The sequence below is a fragment of the Streptomyces sp. NPDC088730 genome (genome assembly GCF_044751215.1).
Taxonomy (GTDB): Bacteria; Actinomycetota; Actinomycetes; order Streptomycetales; family Streptomycetaceae; genus Streptomyces.
The window spans coordinates 92,344-107,518 of the sequence record NZ_JBIVLK010000013.1; the positions used below are offsets into that span (position 1 = coordinate 92,344).

Sequence of the window (15,175 nt, forward strand, 5' to 3'; positions counted from 1 at the left end):
ATGGCCGGGGCGCCCCAGGGGCTGTCGTCACACTGCCGTCTGACGCCGCGCGGCCGCCCTTCGGGCGACGACGTAAGTTTGACGGCAGACCCTAGCGCTCGGACGCCGCGAGCTGCCCGCAGGCCCCGTCGATCTCCTGGCCCCGGGTGTCCCGCACGGTCACCGGCACCCCGTGGGCGGCGATGGCCTCGACGAACGCCTTCTCGTCCTCCGGCCGCGAGGCGGTCCACTTCGAGCCCGGTGTCGGGTTCAGCGGGATCAGGTTGACGTGTACCCGCTTGCCCTTGAGGAGCCGGCCGAGCCGGTCGCCCCGCCAGGCCTGGTCGTTGATGTCACGGATCAGCGCGTACTCGATGGAGATGCGGCGACCGGACTTCTCCGCGTACTCCCAGGCCGCGTCCAGCACCTCGCGCACCTTCCACCGGGTGTTCACGGGGACGAGGGTGTCGCGCAGCTCGTCGTCCGGGGCGTGCAGCGAGACGGCGAGACGGCACTTGAAGCCCTCGTCCGCGAAACGCAGCATCGCGGGCACCAGACCGACGGTCGAGACGGTGATCCCGCGCTGCGACAGCCCCAGCCCGTCGGGCTCGGGGTCGGTCAGCCGGCGGATGGAGCCGACCACCCGGTTGTAGTTGGCGAGCGGCTCGCCCATGCCCATGAAGACGATGTTGGAGAGCCGCGCGGGGCCTCCGGGGACCTCGCCGTCACGCAGCGCCCGCATGCCGTCCACGATCTGGTGGACGATCTCCGCCGTGGAGAGGTTGCGGTCGAGACCGGCCTGCCCGGTGGCGCAGAACGGGCAGTTCATCCCGCAGCCCGCCTGCGAGGAGATGCACATCGTGACGCGCTCGGGGTAGCGCATCAGGACGGACTCGACCAGCGTCCCGTCATGCAGCTTCCACAGGGTCTTGCGGGTGGTGTCGTCGTCGCAGCTGATGTGGCGGACCACGGACATCAGCTCGGGGAACAACGCCTCCGCGAGCTTGTCCCGCGACCCGGCCGGAATGTTGGTCCACTCCGAGGGGTCGTGCGCATACCGCGCGAAGTAGTGCTGCGAGAGCTGCTGCGCGCGGAAGGGCTTCTCGCCGGTCGCGGCGACGGCTTCCTTGCGCTCGGCGGGCGTGAGGTCGGCGAGGTGCCGCGGCGGCTTCTTGGCTCCGCGGGGCGCGACGAAAGTGAGTTCTCCGGGCTTAGGCATGGTTCTTCCAGTGTCGCAGACACGCCGGGGTGCGATCGGTCATCGCGGTCCGGCCTGCTTGAGGTACGGGTCACTCGGTGACCAGGGCCCGGATCGCCTGTTCCGACCAGTGGCCGGCGGCTCCGCGCGACGAGGCGACGTAGGCCGCCACGGTGTCCACGTCCCAGGCACCCGCGTCGAGCAGGCCGGCGGCGAGGAGGCGCGCGTATGCCCGGGAAGGAGGCACCGGGTTCACTTCGCCGGCCCGCCAGGGGGCCGTGAACGTGAGGACGGGCAGTCCGTCCAGCTGTCCGGCACACACCAGCGTCTCGTACCGCCCGTCTCCCAGCCGCGCGACACCTGACCTGAGCACCGGACCGAGATCAAGATCTTCACCGGGGCTCCTGTACATCTCCTGAGCGGCGATGTCCGCGAACTGTGACGCCGAGACAAGGTGGGCGCGGGCGAGGACCCGCCCCTCCTGTTCCGGGTCGTAGAAGGCTCGTCCGCCGCCCCAGACGGGCGACTCCGTGGCGAAGTACAGGGCGCCCGTCAGTTCCACGGGAACGGACCGGCCGGGCATGCGGCGGTCCCTGCATCCCGGATGCGCACGGCCCGCGCCGGGCGGCCGGCCGCCCTCGATGTAGGAGGCGAGCCGGTCGAGATGCGCGTTCGAGCCGTAAGAGGTGTACCAGACACGCTGCGGCGCGGACTCCTCCACGGCTCCGGGCTCGATCGAATGCGCGCCGGCCATGACGCCCCTTCCCCGCTCTGCTTGCGTTCCGCCAGCGTCTTCCGCTCTCCAGCGTCGCAGACACGCGCCGGGACCGCCGGAGCACCCCTGAACCGGGCCGGACGGGGTACCCGCAGTGACAGGAGCAAGCCCGCCGACCCAGCAGGAGGTATCAGCCGTGCACACCGTGAAGCACTGGTTCAGCCACAGCCTGGCCGCGCAGGCCCTGGTGCTCTTCGTACTGGGACTGGGGCTCGGAGCCGTGTTCCGCAGAGACGGTCATCCGGCCTTATGGGCGGTCCAGAGTCTGGTCTACACCGCCGTGATCGTCGGCATCCTGGCGTACCAGCGCCGCAGGACCAGCCTTGCAACCGGCGCGCGGCCCGGCACGGTCGTCGACCTCAACCGCAGGATCCGGCACCGCGAGGTGCCCAAGGACCCCGAGGAGCGGGCGGTCATGCGCCGGCTGGTCGAGGACCAGCTCGGGAAGATGGAGCGGGGCAGCCGGTGGCAGCCCTACTGGCTGGGATTCATGGGTCTGATCGCGGTGGGCATGCTGGTCCTCGGGTTCACCACCGGCTCGCCGGCCTTTCCGGTGGTCTTCGCCGTGGGCGTGATCGCCTTCTGCTGCTGGATCGTGTGGATGCGCAAGCGGGCGATGGAGCTCTATCAGCACATGCGCTCGGCCCTGCGGGAACGCGGCTGACGTCACCGACACGGGTGAGGGCCCACCGTCCGTGGACGGTGGGCCCTCACCCGTGGTGACGCGTACGGACGCTCAGCCGGAGCCGACGAAGAGGACCATCAGCAGCCAGACCACCGGCGCGGTCGGCAGCAGGGAGTCCAGCCGGTCCATGATGCCGCCGTGCCCGGGGAGCAGCGTGCCCATGTCCTTGATCCCGAGGTCCCGCTTGATCATGGACTCGCCCAGGTCACCGAGGGTGGCGCTGGCGGCGACCGCGAGCCCGAGCAGCAGCCCCTGCCACCAGGAGCCGTCGTCGATCAGGAACTGCATGCACAGCGCACCGGCCACCATCGCGAAGCTCACGGCTCCGAAGAGGCCCTCGCGGGTCTTTCCGGGGCTGATCCGGGGTGCGAGCTTGTGCTTGCCGAACCGCCAGCCGACGGCGTACGCGCCGGTGTCGCTGACCACGGTCAGCAGCAGGAAGGTCAGCACCCGCATCGGCCCGTCGTCCGCCGTCAGGAGCAAGGCGACGAAGGTGGCCAGGAACGGTACGTAGAACGCGGCGAAGACGCCGGCCGTGACGTCCTTGAGGTAGCCCTCCGGCGGTTCGGTCATCCGCCAGACGAGCACCGCCAGAGCGGTCAGGGCCATCGCGGCCCAGGCGCCCTCGGCACCTCGCGCGTAACCGGCCACGACCATGGCCGCGCCGCCGACCGCGAGGGGTACGAGCGGCGCCTTGATGCCCTTGCGCTCCTCCAGCCGGGAGGTGAGCTCCCAGAGGCCGACGACGACGGCGACCACGATCACGCCGACGAAGACGGCCTTGACGATGAAGAGCGAGGCGACGACGACCGCGCCCAGCCCCACGCCGACCCCTATGGCGGACCCGAGATCACGGCCCGCACGTTTCTTCTGCGGAGGTGGCGGCGCGGTGGACATGGGCTCCTGCGGCTTCTCGTCGCGGAACAGGGGGCCGCCGCTCAGGCGTGCGGCCCCCTGGTCCCGGTCATCACGGTCGTCAGCGTCTCTACCTGCGTCGGGAACGTCCGGCACGATGGGCATGGGCCGAGTCTGCTGGGCGTTATGCACATCGTATGCAGGACCCGCCGGAGCGGACCGCATCTCGGGAGCGGCCCCGTGGCCGGCGTCCCGCGGGACGCCCCAGGAAGAGTCGTTCATCAGACTTCGAGCAGCTCGGCTTCCTTGTGCTTCAGCAGCTCGTCCACCTGCGCGACGTACTTCGCGGTGGTGTCGTCGAGCTCCTTCTCGGCGCGGCGGACCTCGTCCTCGCCGGACTCCTTGTCCTTGACCAGCTTGTCCAGGGTCTCCTTGGCCTTGCGGCGGACCGCGCGGATCGAGATCTTGGAGTCCTCGGCCTTGGTCTTCGCGACCTTGATGTAGTCGCGACGGCGCTCTTCGGTGAGGTCGGGGAAGTTCACCCGGATGATATTGCCGTCGTTGCTCGGGTTGACGCCGAGGTCGGAGTCGCGGATGGCCTGCTCGATGTTGCGCAGCGCCGTCTTGTCGAAGGGCGTCACGACGGCCATCCGGGGCTCGGGCACCGAGAAAGAGGCCAGCTGGTTGATCGGGGTCAGCGCGCCGTAGTAGTCGGCGACGATCTTGTTGAACATCGCCGGGTGCGCACGGCCGGTACGGATCGCGGCGAAGTCCTCTTTCGCGACCACGACGGCCTTCTCCATCTTCTCCTCGGCCTCAAGGAGGGTTTCTTCGATCACCACGTGCTCCTGCGTGTCTTGAGTGGGCCCGGCGTGCTCGGGCCCGGCGGGTCCTGCGTCGCGTCCTCACCTGCACGGTGTCCGACCGGCAGGCCGTTGTCCATCCTTCGGGCCCCTGCTCGGGCCCCGGGAACCACCGGGTCTCCCCGGTCCGGTCCCCCGGTTCTCAGGCCCGGGTGCTCCGGTCGCTCACGAGCGAGCCGATCTTCTCACCCTTGACGGCTCGGGCGATATTGCCCGCCGCCGTCAGCTCGAAGACGAGGATCGGCAGCTGGTTGTCACGGCAGAGCGTGATGGCGGTGGCGTCGGCGACCTTGAGGTCGCGGGCGAGCACCTCGCCGTACTCCAGCGCGTCGAACTTCACCGCTCCGGGGTTGGTCTTCGGGTCGGAGTCGTAGACCCCGTCCACACCGTTCTTGCCCATCAGCAGCGCCTCGGCGTCGATCTCCAGGGCGCGCTGGGCCGCGGTGGTGTCGGTGGAGAAGTACGGCATGCCCATACCGGCGCCGAAGATGACGACGCGGCCCTTCTCCAGGTGCCGTACGGCGCGCAGCGGGATGTACGGCTCCGCGACCTGGCCCATGGTGATGGCGGTCTGGACGCGGGAGTCGATGCCCTCCTTCTCCAGGAAGTCCTGGAGCGCCAGGCAGTTCATGACCGTGCCGAGCATGCCCATGTAGTCGGACCGGGCCCGGTCCATACCGCGCTGCTGGAGCTCGGCGCCGCGGAAGAAGTTGCCGCCGCCGATGACGATCGCGATTTCCGCGCCGTCCCGGACGACCGCCGCGATCTCGCGTGCGATGGCGTGTACGACATCGGGGTCGACACCGAGACCCCCGCCACCGGCGAACGCCTCTCCGGACAGCTTCAGCATGAAGCGTCCGGGCACCTTGCCGTCGTCGCGCCTGTGGTCACCTTTTGCGGCGTCCGCGCCCTTGTTCATGGAGATTCTCCTCGTGCACATACGAAGAAGGCCATTGCCGGTGGGTCCGATGTCCCTCAGCGGCAATGGCCTCCTCGTCAGATCTGCGGTCGTACGGCGGTGTGCGGCCGTCGACTGCACCAGACCCTATCGGGGTCCACCGTTTTTCGCGGACGGACTCAGATGCCGACCTTGATGCGCGAGAAGCGCTTCAGGGTGACACCGGCCTCGTCCAGGACCTTCTGGACGGACTTCTTGTTGTCCAGCGCGTACGGCTGGCCGAGGAGGGTGGCCTCCTTGAAGAAGCCGTTGACGCGACCCTCGACGATCTTCGGGAGCGCGGCCTCGGGCTTGCCCTCGGCGCGTGTGGTCTCCTCGGCGACACGACGCTCGGTCTCGACGACCTCGGCCGGGACGTCCTCGCGGGAGAGGTACTTCGGCGCGAAGGCGGCGATGTGCTGGGCAAGGCCCTTCGCCAGCTCTGCGTCGGCCTTGTCCAGCTCGACCAGGACACCGATCTGCGGCGGCAGGTCGGGCATGGTGCGGTGCATGTACACGGAGACGTAGGCGCCGTTGAACTGCTCGAAGCGGTCCAGGACGATCTTCTCACCGAGGTTGGCGTTGGCCTCGTCGACGTACGCCTGAACCGTCTTGCCGGCCTCGATCTCGGAGGCGAGCAGCACGGCCAGGTCGGCCGGGGAGGTGGCGGCGACGTGCGCGGCCAGCGCGTTGGCGACGGCCTGGAACTTCTCGCCCTTGGCGACGAAGTCCGTCTCGCACTTCAGCTCAAGCAGGACGCCGGAGGTGTTGTCCTCGGAGATGAGGGAGACGACGGCGCCGTTCTCGGCAGAACGGCCCTCGCGCTTGGCGACGCCCTTCTGGCCCTTGATACGAAGGGCCTCGACGGCGCCTTCGACACTGCCGTCGGCCTCGTCGAGCGCCTTCTTGCAGTCCATCATGCCGGCGCCGGTGAGCTCACGGAGCTTCTTGACGTCAGCGGCGGTGTAGTTCGCCATGAGTCTGAATTTCTCTCTCGAAGTCTGAAAGATCTACGGGTGAACGGCGGGGGCGGTGCCTGTGCGGCACCGGCCCCCGCCGTCGTCAGCCGTGACGGGTGTCAGGCCTGCTCGCCGTCCGCGGCCGGAGCCTCGGCGGCGGGGGCCTCGACGGCCGGCGTCTCGGTGGCGGGCGCCTCGGCGGCGGCCGGGGCGTCAGCGGCCTCGGCGTCCGCGACCTTCTCGGTCTCGGCGGAGGTCTGGACCTCGGCGTCGGCCTTCTTGTCGCCCTCGAGCAGGTCACGCTCCCACTCGGCGAGCGGCTCGCCGGCGGCCTTCTCGCCCGGCTTCGAGTCGCCGGTCGCAGCGCCGGAGCGGGCGATGAGGCCCTCGGCTACGGCGTCGGCGATCACGCGGGTGAGCAGGGTGACGGAGCGGATCGCGTCGTCGTTGCCCGGAATCTTGTAGTCGACCTCGTCGGGGTCGCAGTTGGTGTCCAGGATCGCGACGACCGGGATGTGGAGCTTGCGCGCCTCACCGACGGCGATGTGCTCCTTCTTGGTGTCGACGATCCAGACGGCGCTCGGCACCTTCTGCATCTCGCGGATACCACCGAGGGTCTTCTCCAGCTTGGCCTTCTCGCGGGAGAGGACCAGGAGCTCCTTCTTGGTGAGGCCGGAGGCGGCCACGTCCTCGAAGTCGATGAGCTCAAGCTCCTTCAGACGCTGAAGGCGCTTGTAGACGGTGGAGAAGTTGGTGAGCATGCCACCGAGCCAACGCTGGTTGACGTACGGCATGCCGACGCGCGTCGCCTGCTCGGCGATGGCCTCCTGGGCCTGCTTCTTCGTACCCACGAACATGATGGAGCCGCCGTGGGCGACGGTCTCCTTGACGAACTCGTAGGCGCGGTCGATGTACGACAGCGACTGGAGCAGGTCGATGATGTAGATGCCGTTGCGCTCGGTGAAGATGAAGCGCTTCATCTTCGGGTTCCAGCGACGGGTCTGGTGACCGAAGTGGACGCCGCTTTCCAGCAGCTCCCGCATCGTGACGACGGCCATGGCCGTACTCCTTGAGGTACTCGGTTATCGCGACCGCAGGATTGCTGTCGCGCCTGACGCCCCGACGCGCCGTGCCACGAGGGACCGAGGAGCGCGGCCACCTCCGTTGAGAGGGAGATGGCGGGGCGTGCGAAGTCGACCCGGTGACCCGGATCGCCACAAGAAGTGTACGGGACCCGCTGAGTGCCGGGTGACGGCGCTGTCCACAACCGGCCGGTACTCCACAGATCCGGTCCATGATCCCCGCGGACCGGGCCGCCGGGGGACGGTTGTGCCATGCGAAACACATCTGACCAGGACGGATCCCGGCTCCGGTCCGGGGGCCGCCACGCACCGTGCGGTAGGCGGGGCGGCGGGCCTGGGCGCCTGGCGCGGGCGGTCTCGTCGGCGGCCGCCGCGGTGCTTCTCGCAGCGGGGTGGTGGGGCGGGACGGCGGCCGCCGCGGACCGGCCGCCCCCGCCCGTGACGGCGCCGCCGTCCGCCTCTGCCACGGTTGATCCGCCGCCCGTCGGAGGACGGGTCTGGCCGCTGGCCGGGCGGCCCGTGGTCGTACGGGGATGGGAGCCGCCCGCCTCGGACTACGGGCCGGGGCACCGCGGGGTGGACCTCGGCGCCGGACCGGGTACGCAGGTGCTCGCGGCCGCTTCCGGCCGGGTCTCGTTCGCGGGCGGCGTCGCGGGACGGGGGGTGCTGGCGATCGAGCTGGCGGGGACGGGCGGTCCGCCGCTGCGGACCACGTACGAGCCGGTGCGCCCGCTGGTCGCGAAGGGGGACGAGGTCACCGCGGGGCAGGTGGTGGCGGTGATGGCCACGGGGCCGTTCCACTGCGCGTCCGGCTGCCTGCACTGGGGGCTGCGCCGCGCGGCGGTGTATCTGGACCCGCTGTCGCTGCTGCCGCCCGCGCTGCTGCGGCGAGGGCCGTCCCGGCTGCTGCCGGTGGCCGGTGTGCCCGAACCCGGACCCGGGCCGCCTCCGGGCGGGGAGCCGGTGGCGGCGGACGGCGGGGGTGCCGCGACCGCGCCCCTGTACGGGGCCGTGGTGAGGCACCGGAGTCAGGAGACCTGCTCGCCGGGGGCGCCCCGGACGCCGCGGAGGATCATGGCGACGGCGGTGTCCGCGATCACGGCGGGCTCCTCCGCCACACTGAGTTCGATACGCCGCACCGCCGCGTCCACGGAGCCCTGGAGCAGCATCGCCGCCAGCCGGGGCTGCTCGTGGCCGAGGTCGCCGAGCGCCTCGACGATCATGGCGATCAGCCCGCCGTGGGCGGCGCGGATCTTCTCCCGGGCGCCCGCGTCCAGCTCGCTCGCGGAGATGGCGACGACGGCGCGGTGGCGCCGGTCCCCCACGAGATCGAGCTGCCGTCGTACGTACGCCTCGATCTTCCCCTCGGGCGTATCCGCCTGTTCCATGGCGTTCTCCACCTCGGCCGCCCAGACGGGGAAGTCGACGGCGCAGAGCTCCTCGACGACGGCGGCGCGGGAACGGAAGTACTCGTAGACGGAGGACCGGGCGAGGCCCGTGCGCTCGGCGAGGGCGGGGAAGGTCAACGCCTCCGTGCCTCCCTCGGACAGCAGGGAACGCGCTGCGTCCAGGAGGGCGCCGCGCTGCATGGTCCGGTGCTCGGCCACGGAGGCCGCTCGAATCCTGGGCACGGCTCCACTCTACGGCGGCCGCTGCCCGTGAGGGGGCGGGCGGTCCCGATCGGCCGGCCCGGGTGGACAGCGCCGGGCGCCGCCGGAGGCGGTCTCAGCGTCCGGCGTCGGCCAGTTTCGCGCGCAGCTGCAATACGGACTTCGTGTGGATCTGGCTGACCCGGCTCTCGGTCACCCCGAGGACGTTGCCGATCTCGGCCAGGGTGAGGCCCTCGTAGTAGTAGAGCGTGACCACGGTCTTCTCCCGGTCCGGGAGGGTGTTGATGGCGCGGGCGAGCAACCGCCGGAGCTCACGGCCCTCGGCCACTTCCACCGGATTGTCGGCGGCGGTGTCCTCCAGCGTGTCCATCAGGCTCAGCCGGTCGCCGCCCTCCCCGCCCACATGGAGCAGCTCCTCCAGCGCGACCACGTTCGCCAGCGACAACTGGCTGAAAACCGCGTGCAGTTCCTCCAGCCCGATCTCCATCTCCGCGGCGACCTCCGCCTCGGACGGGGTCCGCCGCAGCCGCGCCTCCAGCGTGGCGTAGGCGCGTTCCACCGCACGGGCCTTCTGGCGCACGGAGCGGGGGATCCAGTCCAGCGCCCGGAGTTCGTCGATCATCGCGCCGCGGATGCGGGTGATCGCGTACGTCTCGAACTTGATCGCCCGCTCGATGTCGAACTTCTCGATCGCGTCGATCAGCCCGAAGACCCCCGAGGAGACGAAGTCCGCCTGCTCGACGTTGGACGGAAGGCCCACACTCACCCGGCCGGCCACGTACTTCACCAGCGGCGAGTAGTGCAGGATCAGCTGCTCCCGCAACCTCTCGTCGCCCGTGGTCTTGTACGAGCGCCACAACTCGTCGAGGGAGGAGGGAGCGGGAGGGCGCACAGTGCCACGCGCAGCCGGTGGTACTGCCGCGCGGTCAGACCCGGAGGTGTGCTGGGGCATGTGGTGCCTTGAGCCGTTCTGCAGTGAAGTGCTGGGGAATGTGCGTCTGGGGCGGAATCCTTGTGAGCGTAGCGTGACTGAAGTGTCGCGGTGCGCGCAGGATATGGAATCGGAGCCGCGCACTTCCGGGGGAACGGACACGGCACCGGACGCGGGACCGGACCCGGTCACGGAGACGGCCGCGCACCCGGAGGACATGACTGGCGACCGGGGCCGACACGTCGCGCGCCGGCCCCGGAGGCGTTGCCGAACGATCCGCCGAGGTCATCGGCATCACCTTTTCACCCGAATGCTCCAGGTCAAGTACCGCCTCGCCGCGCGTCGTCATTGCAAGTCGGCTGCCGCGTCAACCGCCATCCCTCGCCATGACGTTCGACGAACCCCAGTGAGTGCAGTTCGTACAGCTTGGCGAGTGCCTCGTCGGCGCTCGTCCCGGCGGTACGGGCCACCTCGCGTACCCCGGCGGCGGTGCGGGCCGGGAGCGCGTCGAGAACCCTGGCGCAGCCGGTGTCCAGCAGGTCTCTGGGCAGCACCGCACCGCGTCTGGGTGGGGCGAGTTCCCCCATGTCACCGACCAGTTCGACGATTTCGGAGGCATCCGTCACCAGCACCCCCTCACCCCGCAGGAGTTCATGGACGCCTGCCGACAGACTGCTGGTGGCGGGCCCGGGGACGCCCATGGTGAAGCGGCCGAGCCGCTGGGCACAACGCGCCGTGACCAGGGAACCGCTGCGGTATTCGGCCTCGACCACGACGGTTCCCCTCGTCAACGCGGCGATCACCCTGTTCCGAAGGATGAACCGGCTGCGCGTGGGGTGTTCGGCCGGCGCCAGCTCACCCATGACGAGCCCCTGCTCGGCGACGCGCCCGATCAGTTCGGCGTGCCCGCGGGGGTACGCGACGTCCACCCCGCAGGCCAGCACCGCCGCCGTCGCCCCACCCGCGGCGAGAGCACCCCGGTGAGCGGCCCCGTCGACCCCGAACGCCGCGCCGGAGACCACCACCCACCCCCGCTCCGCGAGACCGGCGCCGAGGGTCGTCGCCATGTGCGCCCCGTACGGGGTGCAGGCGCGGGCGCCGACCACCGCCACCGAACGCAGCGCCCAGAGCCGCAGATCGGGCCTCCCCCGCACCCAGAGCCCGATCGGCCGGGTGTCCCCGAGGTCGTCCAGCTGGCTCGGCCACTCCCGGTCGCCCGGACAGACGAAGCGCCCGCCGACCGCGGCCACCGCCGCCAGGTCCCGGGCGGGGTCCGCCGCCTCCGCCCGCAGCCGGTAGCCGGCCAGCCGCCGCGCCGTCATCCCGCTGAGCCGCTCGGCCGATCCGTCCCGGGCCGTGATCCGCCGCAGCAGTTCCCCGGCGCCGCACTCCCGCAGCCAGCGGCCGCCCCGTTCGTCCCCAGGCTCCAGGACTCGCGTCAAAGCGACCCGCGCCAGCCGCTCCCCGTCCCCCGCCCCACCCGAAGACCACCCCGGCCGTTCCCCGTCCCCCGGTCCACCCGATGTCCACGCCGGCCGCTCCCCGTCCCCCGGTCCCGGCGGTGGCACCTCGGCCGGCGGGCCGGTCGCGGCGCCCGACGGCCGGCGGCCCGGCCCGGCCTGGTGCCCCGTCATGCCGTCCCCGCCGTCATCGGAGCCCCGCGCGGAATGCCGGTGCGCAGCTCCAGCGCCACCGCGATGTCCGAGGCGTCCGGCCGGCCGGCGCCCCGCAGATCCGCGAGGGTCCACGCCACCCGCAGGACCCGGTCCAGGCCGCGTGCGGTGAGCATGCCCCGTTCCATGTCCCGCTCGGCGGCCAGAAGCGCCCCGGGCGCCGCCGCCAGACGGGTCCTCAGCTCGTGGCCGGGCACCTCGCTGTTGGTGGTCCAGGGGGTGCCGGCCAGCCGCTCCGCGGCCCGCGCCCGCGCCTCCCGCACCCGGGCGGCGACCGTCGCCGTGGACTCGCCGCGACCGCCCTGCCCCATCAGGTCCGCGCGCCTGACCGGGTCGACGGCCACCCGCAGATCCACCCGGTCGAGCAGCGGACCGGAGAGCCGGGCCTGATAGCGCCGGACCGCGGCGGGCGGGCATTCGCAGCCTGCCCCGCTCAGGGTGTGCCGCCCGCACGGGCAGGGGTTGGCGGCCAGCACCATCAGGAAGCGGGCGGGCAGCCGTACCACCCCCGCGCTGCGCGCCACCACCACGTGCCCCGACTCCAGCGGCTGGCGCAGCGCGTCCAGGGCCCGTACCGAGAACTCCGGCGCCTCGTCCAGGAAGAGGATGCCGTGGTGGGCCAGCGACACCGCGCCCGGCCGGGGCAGCCCGTTGCCCCCGCCGACCAGTGACTGCATGGTCGCCGAATGGTGCGGCGCGCAGTAGGGCGCCCGGGAGACCAGGGGTTCGCCCGGCGGCAGGATGCCCGCCACCGAGTGGACCGCGGTGACCTCAAGGGATTCCTGCCTGGTCAGGGCCGGCAGGATCGCGGGCAGCCGTTCGGCGAGCATGGTCTTGCCCGCGCCCGGCGGTCCGGACAGCAGGAGGTGGTGACCGCCCGCCGCCGCGACCTCCAGGGCCTTGCGCGGCCGCTCCTGGCCCGCGACGTCCGCCAGGTCCGGCCGGTTTCCCTCGCCCTGTGCCGAGCCACGGGCGATGCCGGTGCCCGTACCGGCACCGGGCACCATCAGACCGGCCAGCATGGTGTCGGGGCGCCCCAGGTCGTGCGGCCGCTGTTCCTCGGGCACCGGTTCGTCGCAGAGCACGGCGATCAGCTGCCGCAGGCTCCGCACCCCGAGCACGGAGACCCCGGGTACCAGCGCCGCCTCGCCCGCCGTCTGCTCGGGGACGACCACCTGCCGGTAGCCGGCCTCCGCGGCGGCCAGCACGGCGGGCAGTACCCCGCGTACCGGCCGCACCCGGCCGTCGAGCCCCAGCTCACCGATCATCACGACATCCGCGATCGACGCGGGGTCGATCCTTTCGGCCGCGCCGAGCACCGCACACGCCACGGCGAGATCGAAGCCCGAGCCGCCCTTGGGCACCGACGCCGGGGACAGGCCCACCGTGAGCTTCTTCTGCGGCCACTCCGCGCCGGAGTTGGCGACCGCCGCCCGCACCCGGTCGCGGCTCTCCACCAGGCTCTTGTCGGGCAGTCCCACCAGGGTGAACGCCGCCACCCCGGCCTCCAGGTCCGCCTGGACCTCCACCACCACGCCCTCGACGCCGACCAGGGCGACCGAGCAGGCACGCGCGAACGCCATCAGGCCACCCCCCGCGCGTGCTCGGCCCGCGGCGCACCGCGCCTGGGCAGCACCACGCCGACCAGGTCGATCCGCACGCCCCCGGGCGGCGGGCCGCCGTGCCGGTCCAGCCAGAGCTCGGCGAGCCGGCGCAGCCGGTCCGCCTTGACCGGTGTCACGGCGGCCATCGGGTGCTCGAACCCGCCCGCCCTGCGCGTCTTCACCTCACAGATGACGAGCGCGTCGCCGTCCAGCGCGACGATGTCGATCTCGCCGGTGCGACAGCGCCAGTTCCGTTCCAGCACGGCCATGCCGGCTTCGGTCAGCAGCCGCGCCGCCAGATCCTCGCCGTACCGCCCGAGTGCCCCCCGTGCGTTCATATCGGCACCACCTCCGGCACCGACTCTGACGCGTCCGCCCGCAGCTAGTGGATCTTGGTGGACAAGCGGGCGGATGTGGAGAACTCAGCCACCCGGAAGTTCGAGATCGCTCTTGTTGAGCTCCTCGATGTTGACGTCCTTGAACGTCAGGACCCGGACCTGCTTGACGAACCGGGCCGGCCTGTACATGTCCCAGACCCAGGCATCCGCCATGGACACCTCGAAAAACACCTCGCCCTGGACCGAGTGCACCTGCATCTCGTAGTCATTGGTGAGGTAGAAGCGCCGTTCGGTCTCGATCACATATTTGAACAGACCGACGACATCGCGGTACTCCCGGTAGAGCTTCAGCTCCATCTCGGTCTCGTACTTCTCGAGGTCCTCGGCGCTCATTGGCATGTTCCCCTTCAGCCGTGCGTGCCCCCATTGTGCGCCAGGCCGGGCGCCCGGACGCTCAGGCGATTTCGGGAGCCAGAACCAACGGCGTACGCGGGGGACCCTCGTCGAGCAGCGTGTGCAGCAGCCCGGCGAGTCTGGTCGGGTACACCGTCTCACGCGTCGCCGACAGTTCGGCGGAGGTCCACCACCTCAGGCCCGCGACGCTGCGCCGTTCCAGCCCGGTCTGCCCACTGGTGTCCGTCAGGGTCTGTGCCGTACGGGCGAGGAAGTACCACTCGTCCTGCTCCCAGCGGCGGCCGTCGAACGGAAAGGAACACATCCGCTTCCAGAGGAGCGGGCCCAGTTCGGCATCCCTGATCCCGGTCTCCTCCGCCAGTTCGCGCAGCGCTGCCTGCTCGCGGGTCTCGTCGCCCTCCAGCCCGCCGCCGGGGGTGAACCACCAGGTGCTCGCGGGGTCCTCCGGTTCGAAGCCGTGCATCAGCAGAACGCGGTCGTCCGGATCGAGCAGAACCAGGCGGGAGACCTTGCGCTTCTCAGCGGACACCGGCGGCCGCCTTGCCCTGCTTGTTCCGCTTCGACCGGCCGGACCGGGCTGCGAGCGGCCCGTACACGGACCCGCCCAGGATGAGCAGCATGCCCGCGATCACCGCTGCGAGCTGAAGCTTGACCGGCCCCGCGGAGGACACCCCGCCGGGCAGGGCGGCGAAGGCGCTGGGCCGCTCCACCATGCTGCCCAGCGGCCAGGCCACGGCGTCCACCCGGGCCGTCACGGCGCTGCGGGGCACCGAGCCCTGTCCGCCGTCCTCCAGGTGGACCCGGGAGTCCAGCGAGACCCGGCGGTCGTCGCCCAGGAGGAAGAGCTGCCCCTTGGGCACCTGGGCCGTGAAGCCGTTCGCGGAGGCGGGGTCGTCGGAGCGCAGATACGGTTCCGCGACGGGTGTGCCGTTGATCGTCAGCCGGCCGTTCTTCTCGCAGCAGGCGACCTTGTCGCCGCCGACGCCGACGACCCGCTTCACCATCGGCATATCGCCCCACGCCGGATCGGTGAAGACCACGACATCGCCCCGGCGCACCTCGCTGCCGTCCACCCGTTGCGCGAGGACCCGGTCGCCCGCGTTCACCGTGGGGGTCATCGACTCGGTCGGCACCGTGTACGGCCGGTACACCACGGCCGCCCAGGCGAACCCGCCGAGGAAGAGCACACAGCCGACGGCCACCGCCAGCCCCGACAGCTTGCTGCCGAGCCGGCCGCGGCCGTCATCCGTACGTCCTGTTCCACTCATCCCA

The 15,175-nt window shown here is 71.3% G+C and carries 16 protein-coding genes and 1 pseudogene; 2 read left to right on the forward strand and 15 right to left on the reverse strand.

The features are described from left to right. Nucleotides 1-91: 91 nt before the first annotated feature. Nucleotides 92-1,198 carry a 23S rRNA (adenine(2503)-C(2))-methyltransferase RlmN gene (gene rlmN, locus ACIP89_RS29900; RefSeq protein ID WP_123523265.1) on the reverse strand — a complete coding sequence of 369 codons (1,107 nt, stop codon included), beginning with the start codon at nucleotides 1,196-1,198 and terminating at the stop codon, nucleotides 92-94. Between the two features lie 70 nt (nucleotides 1,199-1,268). Beyond that, a complete protein-coding gene (locus ACIP89_RS29905) occupies nucleotides 1,269-1,931 on the reverse strand; it encodes a histone deacetylase (RefSeq protein WP_402117648.1) in 663 nt (220 codons plus the stop codon). Nucleotides 1,932-2,088: 157 nt separating this feature from the next. On the opposite strand from ACIP89_RS29905, the gene ACIP89_RS29910 reads away from it, so the two are divergent. Further along, complete coding sequence (locus ACIP89_RS29910; protein WP_401932054.1) at nucleotides 2,089-2,616, forward strand: hypothetical protein; 528 nt, start codon at nucleotides 2,089-2,091, stop codon at nucleotides 2,614-2,616. Nucleotides 2,617-2,688: 72 nt separating this feature from the next. Here the strand turns inward: ACIP89_RS29910 and ACIP89_RS29915 are convergent, their stop codons facing one another. From ACIP89_RS29915 to rpsB, 5 genes are all read right to left on the reverse strand, one after another. After that, a complete protein-coding gene (locus tag ACIP89_RS29915; RefSeq protein WP_401932056.1) occupies nucleotides 2,689-3,774 on the reverse strand; it encodes a phosphatidate cytidylyltransferase in 1,086 nt (361 codons plus the stop codon). Then, entirely contained in the window at nucleotides 3,774-4,331 is a 558-nt protein-coding gene (gene frr, locus ACIP89_RS29920; protein WP_024488459.1) for a ribosome recycling factor, read from the reverse strand. The genes ACIP89_RS29915 and frr overlap by 1 nt, the downstream gene beginning before the upstream one ends. A 166-nt stretch (nucleotides 4,332-4,497) precedes the next feature. Continuing rightward, nucleotides 4,498-5,274: a UMP kinase gene (gene pyrH, locus ACIP89_RS29925; RefSeq protein WP_401932059.1), complete on the reverse strand. Its 777-nt coding sequence runs from the start codon at nucleotides 5,272-5,274 to the stop codon at nucleotides 4,498-4,500. A 158-nt stretch (nucleotides 5,275-5,432) separates the two neighbouring features. Further along, nucleotides 5,433-6,269, reverse strand: a complete 837-nt coding sequence (gene tsf, locus ACIP89_RS29930) for a translation elongation factor Ts (RefSeq protein WP_401932062.1) — start codon at nucleotides 6,267-6,269, stop codon at nucleotides 5,433-5,435. 101 nt (nucleotides 6,270-6,370) lie between these two features. Next, the gene (gene rpsB / locus ACIP89_RS29935) at nucleotides 6,371-7,309 is read right to left on the reverse strand and encodes a 30S ribosomal protein S2 (protein WP_401932064.1); all 939 of its coding nucleotides are present in this window, start codon (nucleotides 7,307-7,309) and stop codon (nucleotides 6,371-6,373) included. Between the two features lie 276 nt (nucleotides 7,310-7,585). On the opposite strand from rpsB, the pseudogene ACIP89_RS29940 reads away from it, so the two are divergent. Further along, nucleotides 7,586-8,456 (forward strand): annotated as a pseudogene (locus ACIP89_RS29940) (murein hydrolase activator EnvC family protein). On the opposite strand, the gene ACIP89_RS29945 reads toward ACIP89_RS29940, so the two are convergent. From ACIP89_RS29945 to lepB, 8 genes are all read right to left on the reverse strand, one after another. Further along, entirely contained in the window at nucleotides 8,362-8,940 is a 579-nt protein-coding gene (locus ACIP89_RS29945) for a TetR/AcrR family transcriptional regulator (RefSeq protein ID WP_401932131.1), read from the reverse strand. The pseudogene ACIP89_RS29940 and the gene ACIP89_RS29945 sit on opposite strands and share 95 nt — an antisense overlap. Nucleotides 8,941-9,058: 118 nt before the next feature. Then, nucleotides 9,059-9,895, reverse strand: a complete 837-nt coding sequence (gene whiG / locus ACIP89_RS29950) for an RNA polymerase sigma factor WhiG (RefSeq protein ID WP_073739112.1) — start codon at nucleotides 9,893-9,895, stop codon at nucleotides 9,059-9,061. A gap of 299 nt (nucleotides 9,896-10,194) precedes the next feature. Next, nucleotides 10,195-11,508 (reverse strand): DNA-processing protein DprA, encoded by a 1,314-nt coding sequence (dprA, locus tag ACIP89_RS29955; protein ID WP_402117649.1) that lies wholly within the window; start codon nucleotides 11,506-11,508, stop codon nucleotides 10,195-10,197. Continuing rightward, nucleotides 11,505-13,130: a YifB family Mg chelatase-like AAA ATPase gene (locus tag ACIP89_RS29960; RefSeq protein WP_402117650.1), complete on the reverse strand. Its 1,626-nt coding sequence runs from the start codon at nucleotides 13,128-13,130 to the stop codon at nucleotides 11,505-11,507. The genes dprA and ACIP89_RS29960 overlap by 4 nt, the downstream gene beginning before the upstream one ends. After that, on the reverse strand, nucleotides 13,130-13,489 hold the full coding sequence (locus ACIP89_RS29965) for a YraN family protein (RefSeq protein WP_401932167.1): 360 nt from the start codon (nucleotides 13,487-13,489) through the stop codon (nucleotides 13,130-13,132). Before ACIP89_RS29965 ends, ACIP89_RS29960 begins: the two co-directional genes overlap by 1 nt. An 84-nt stretch (nucleotides 13,490-13,573) precedes the next feature. Then, a complete protein-coding gene (locus ACIP89_RS29970) occupies nucleotides 13,574-13,882 on the reverse strand; it encodes a DUF2469 domain-containing protein (RefSeq protein ID WP_003965949.1) in 309 nt (102 codons plus the stop codon). Nucleotides 13,883-13,943: 61 nt separating this feature from the next. Continuing rightward, complete coding sequence (locus tag ACIP89_RS29975) at nucleotides 13,944-14,432, reverse strand: NUDIX hydrolase (protein ID WP_401932164.1); 489 nt, start codon at nucleotides 14,430-14,432, stop codon at nucleotides 13,944-13,946. Beyond that, entirely contained in the window at nucleotides 14,422-15,171 is a 750-nt protein-coding gene (gene lepB / locus ACIP89_RS29980; protein ID WP_401932162.1) for a signal peptidase I, read from the reverse strand. Before lepB ends, ACIP89_RS29975 begins: the two co-directional genes overlap by 11 nt. Between the last annotated feature and the right edge of the window lie 4 nt (nucleotides 15,172-15,175).

Coding starts and splice junctions, on each gene's coding strand:
- rlmN (WP_123523265.1), bottom strand. CDS start 1,198: ATGCCTAAGCCCGGAGAACTCACTTTCGTCGCGCCCCGCGGAGCCAAG.
- ACIP89_RS29905 (WP_402117648.1), bottom strand. CDS start 1,931: ATGGCCGGCGCGCATTCGATCGAGCCCGGAGCCGTGGAGGAGTCCGCG.
- ACIP89_RS29915 (WP_401932056.1), bottom strand. CDS start 3,774: ATGAACGACTCTTCCTGGGGCGTCCCGCGGGACGCCGGCCACGGGGCC.
- pyrH (WP_401932059.1), bottom strand. CDS start 5,274: ATGAACAAGGGCGCGGACGCCGCAAAAGGTGACCACAGGCGCGACGAC.
- tsf (WP_401932062.1), bottom strand. CDS start 6,269: ATGGCGAACTACACCGCCGCTGACGTCAAGAAGCTCCGTGAGCTCACC.
- rpsB (WP_401932064.1), bottom strand. CDS start 7,309: ATGGCCGTCGTCACGATGCGGGAGCTGCTGGAAAGCGGCGTCCACTTC.
- whiG (WP_073739112.1), bottom strand. CDS start 9,895: ATGCCCCAGCACACCTCCGGGTCTGACCGCGCGGCAGTACCACCGGCT.
- dprA (WP_402117649.1), bottom strand. CDS start 11,508: ATGACGGGGCACCAGGCCGGGCCGGGCCGCCGGCCGTCGGGCGCCGCG.
- ACIP89_RS29960 (WP_402117650.1), bottom strand. CDS start 13,130: ATGGCGTTCGCGCGTGCCTGCTCGGTCGCCCTGGTCGGCGTCGAGGGC.
- ACIP89_RS29965 (WP_401932167.1), bottom strand. CDS start 13,489: ATGAACGCACGGGGGGCACTCGGGCGGTACGGCGAGGATCTGGCGGCG.
- ACIP89_RS29970 (WP_003965949.1), bottom strand. CDS start 13,882: ATGAGCGCCGAGGACCTCGAGAAGTACGAGACCGAGATGGAGCTGAAG.
- lepB (WP_401932162.1), bottom strand. CDS start 15,171: ATGAGTGGAACAGGACGTACGGATGACGGCCGCGGCCGGCTCGGCAGC.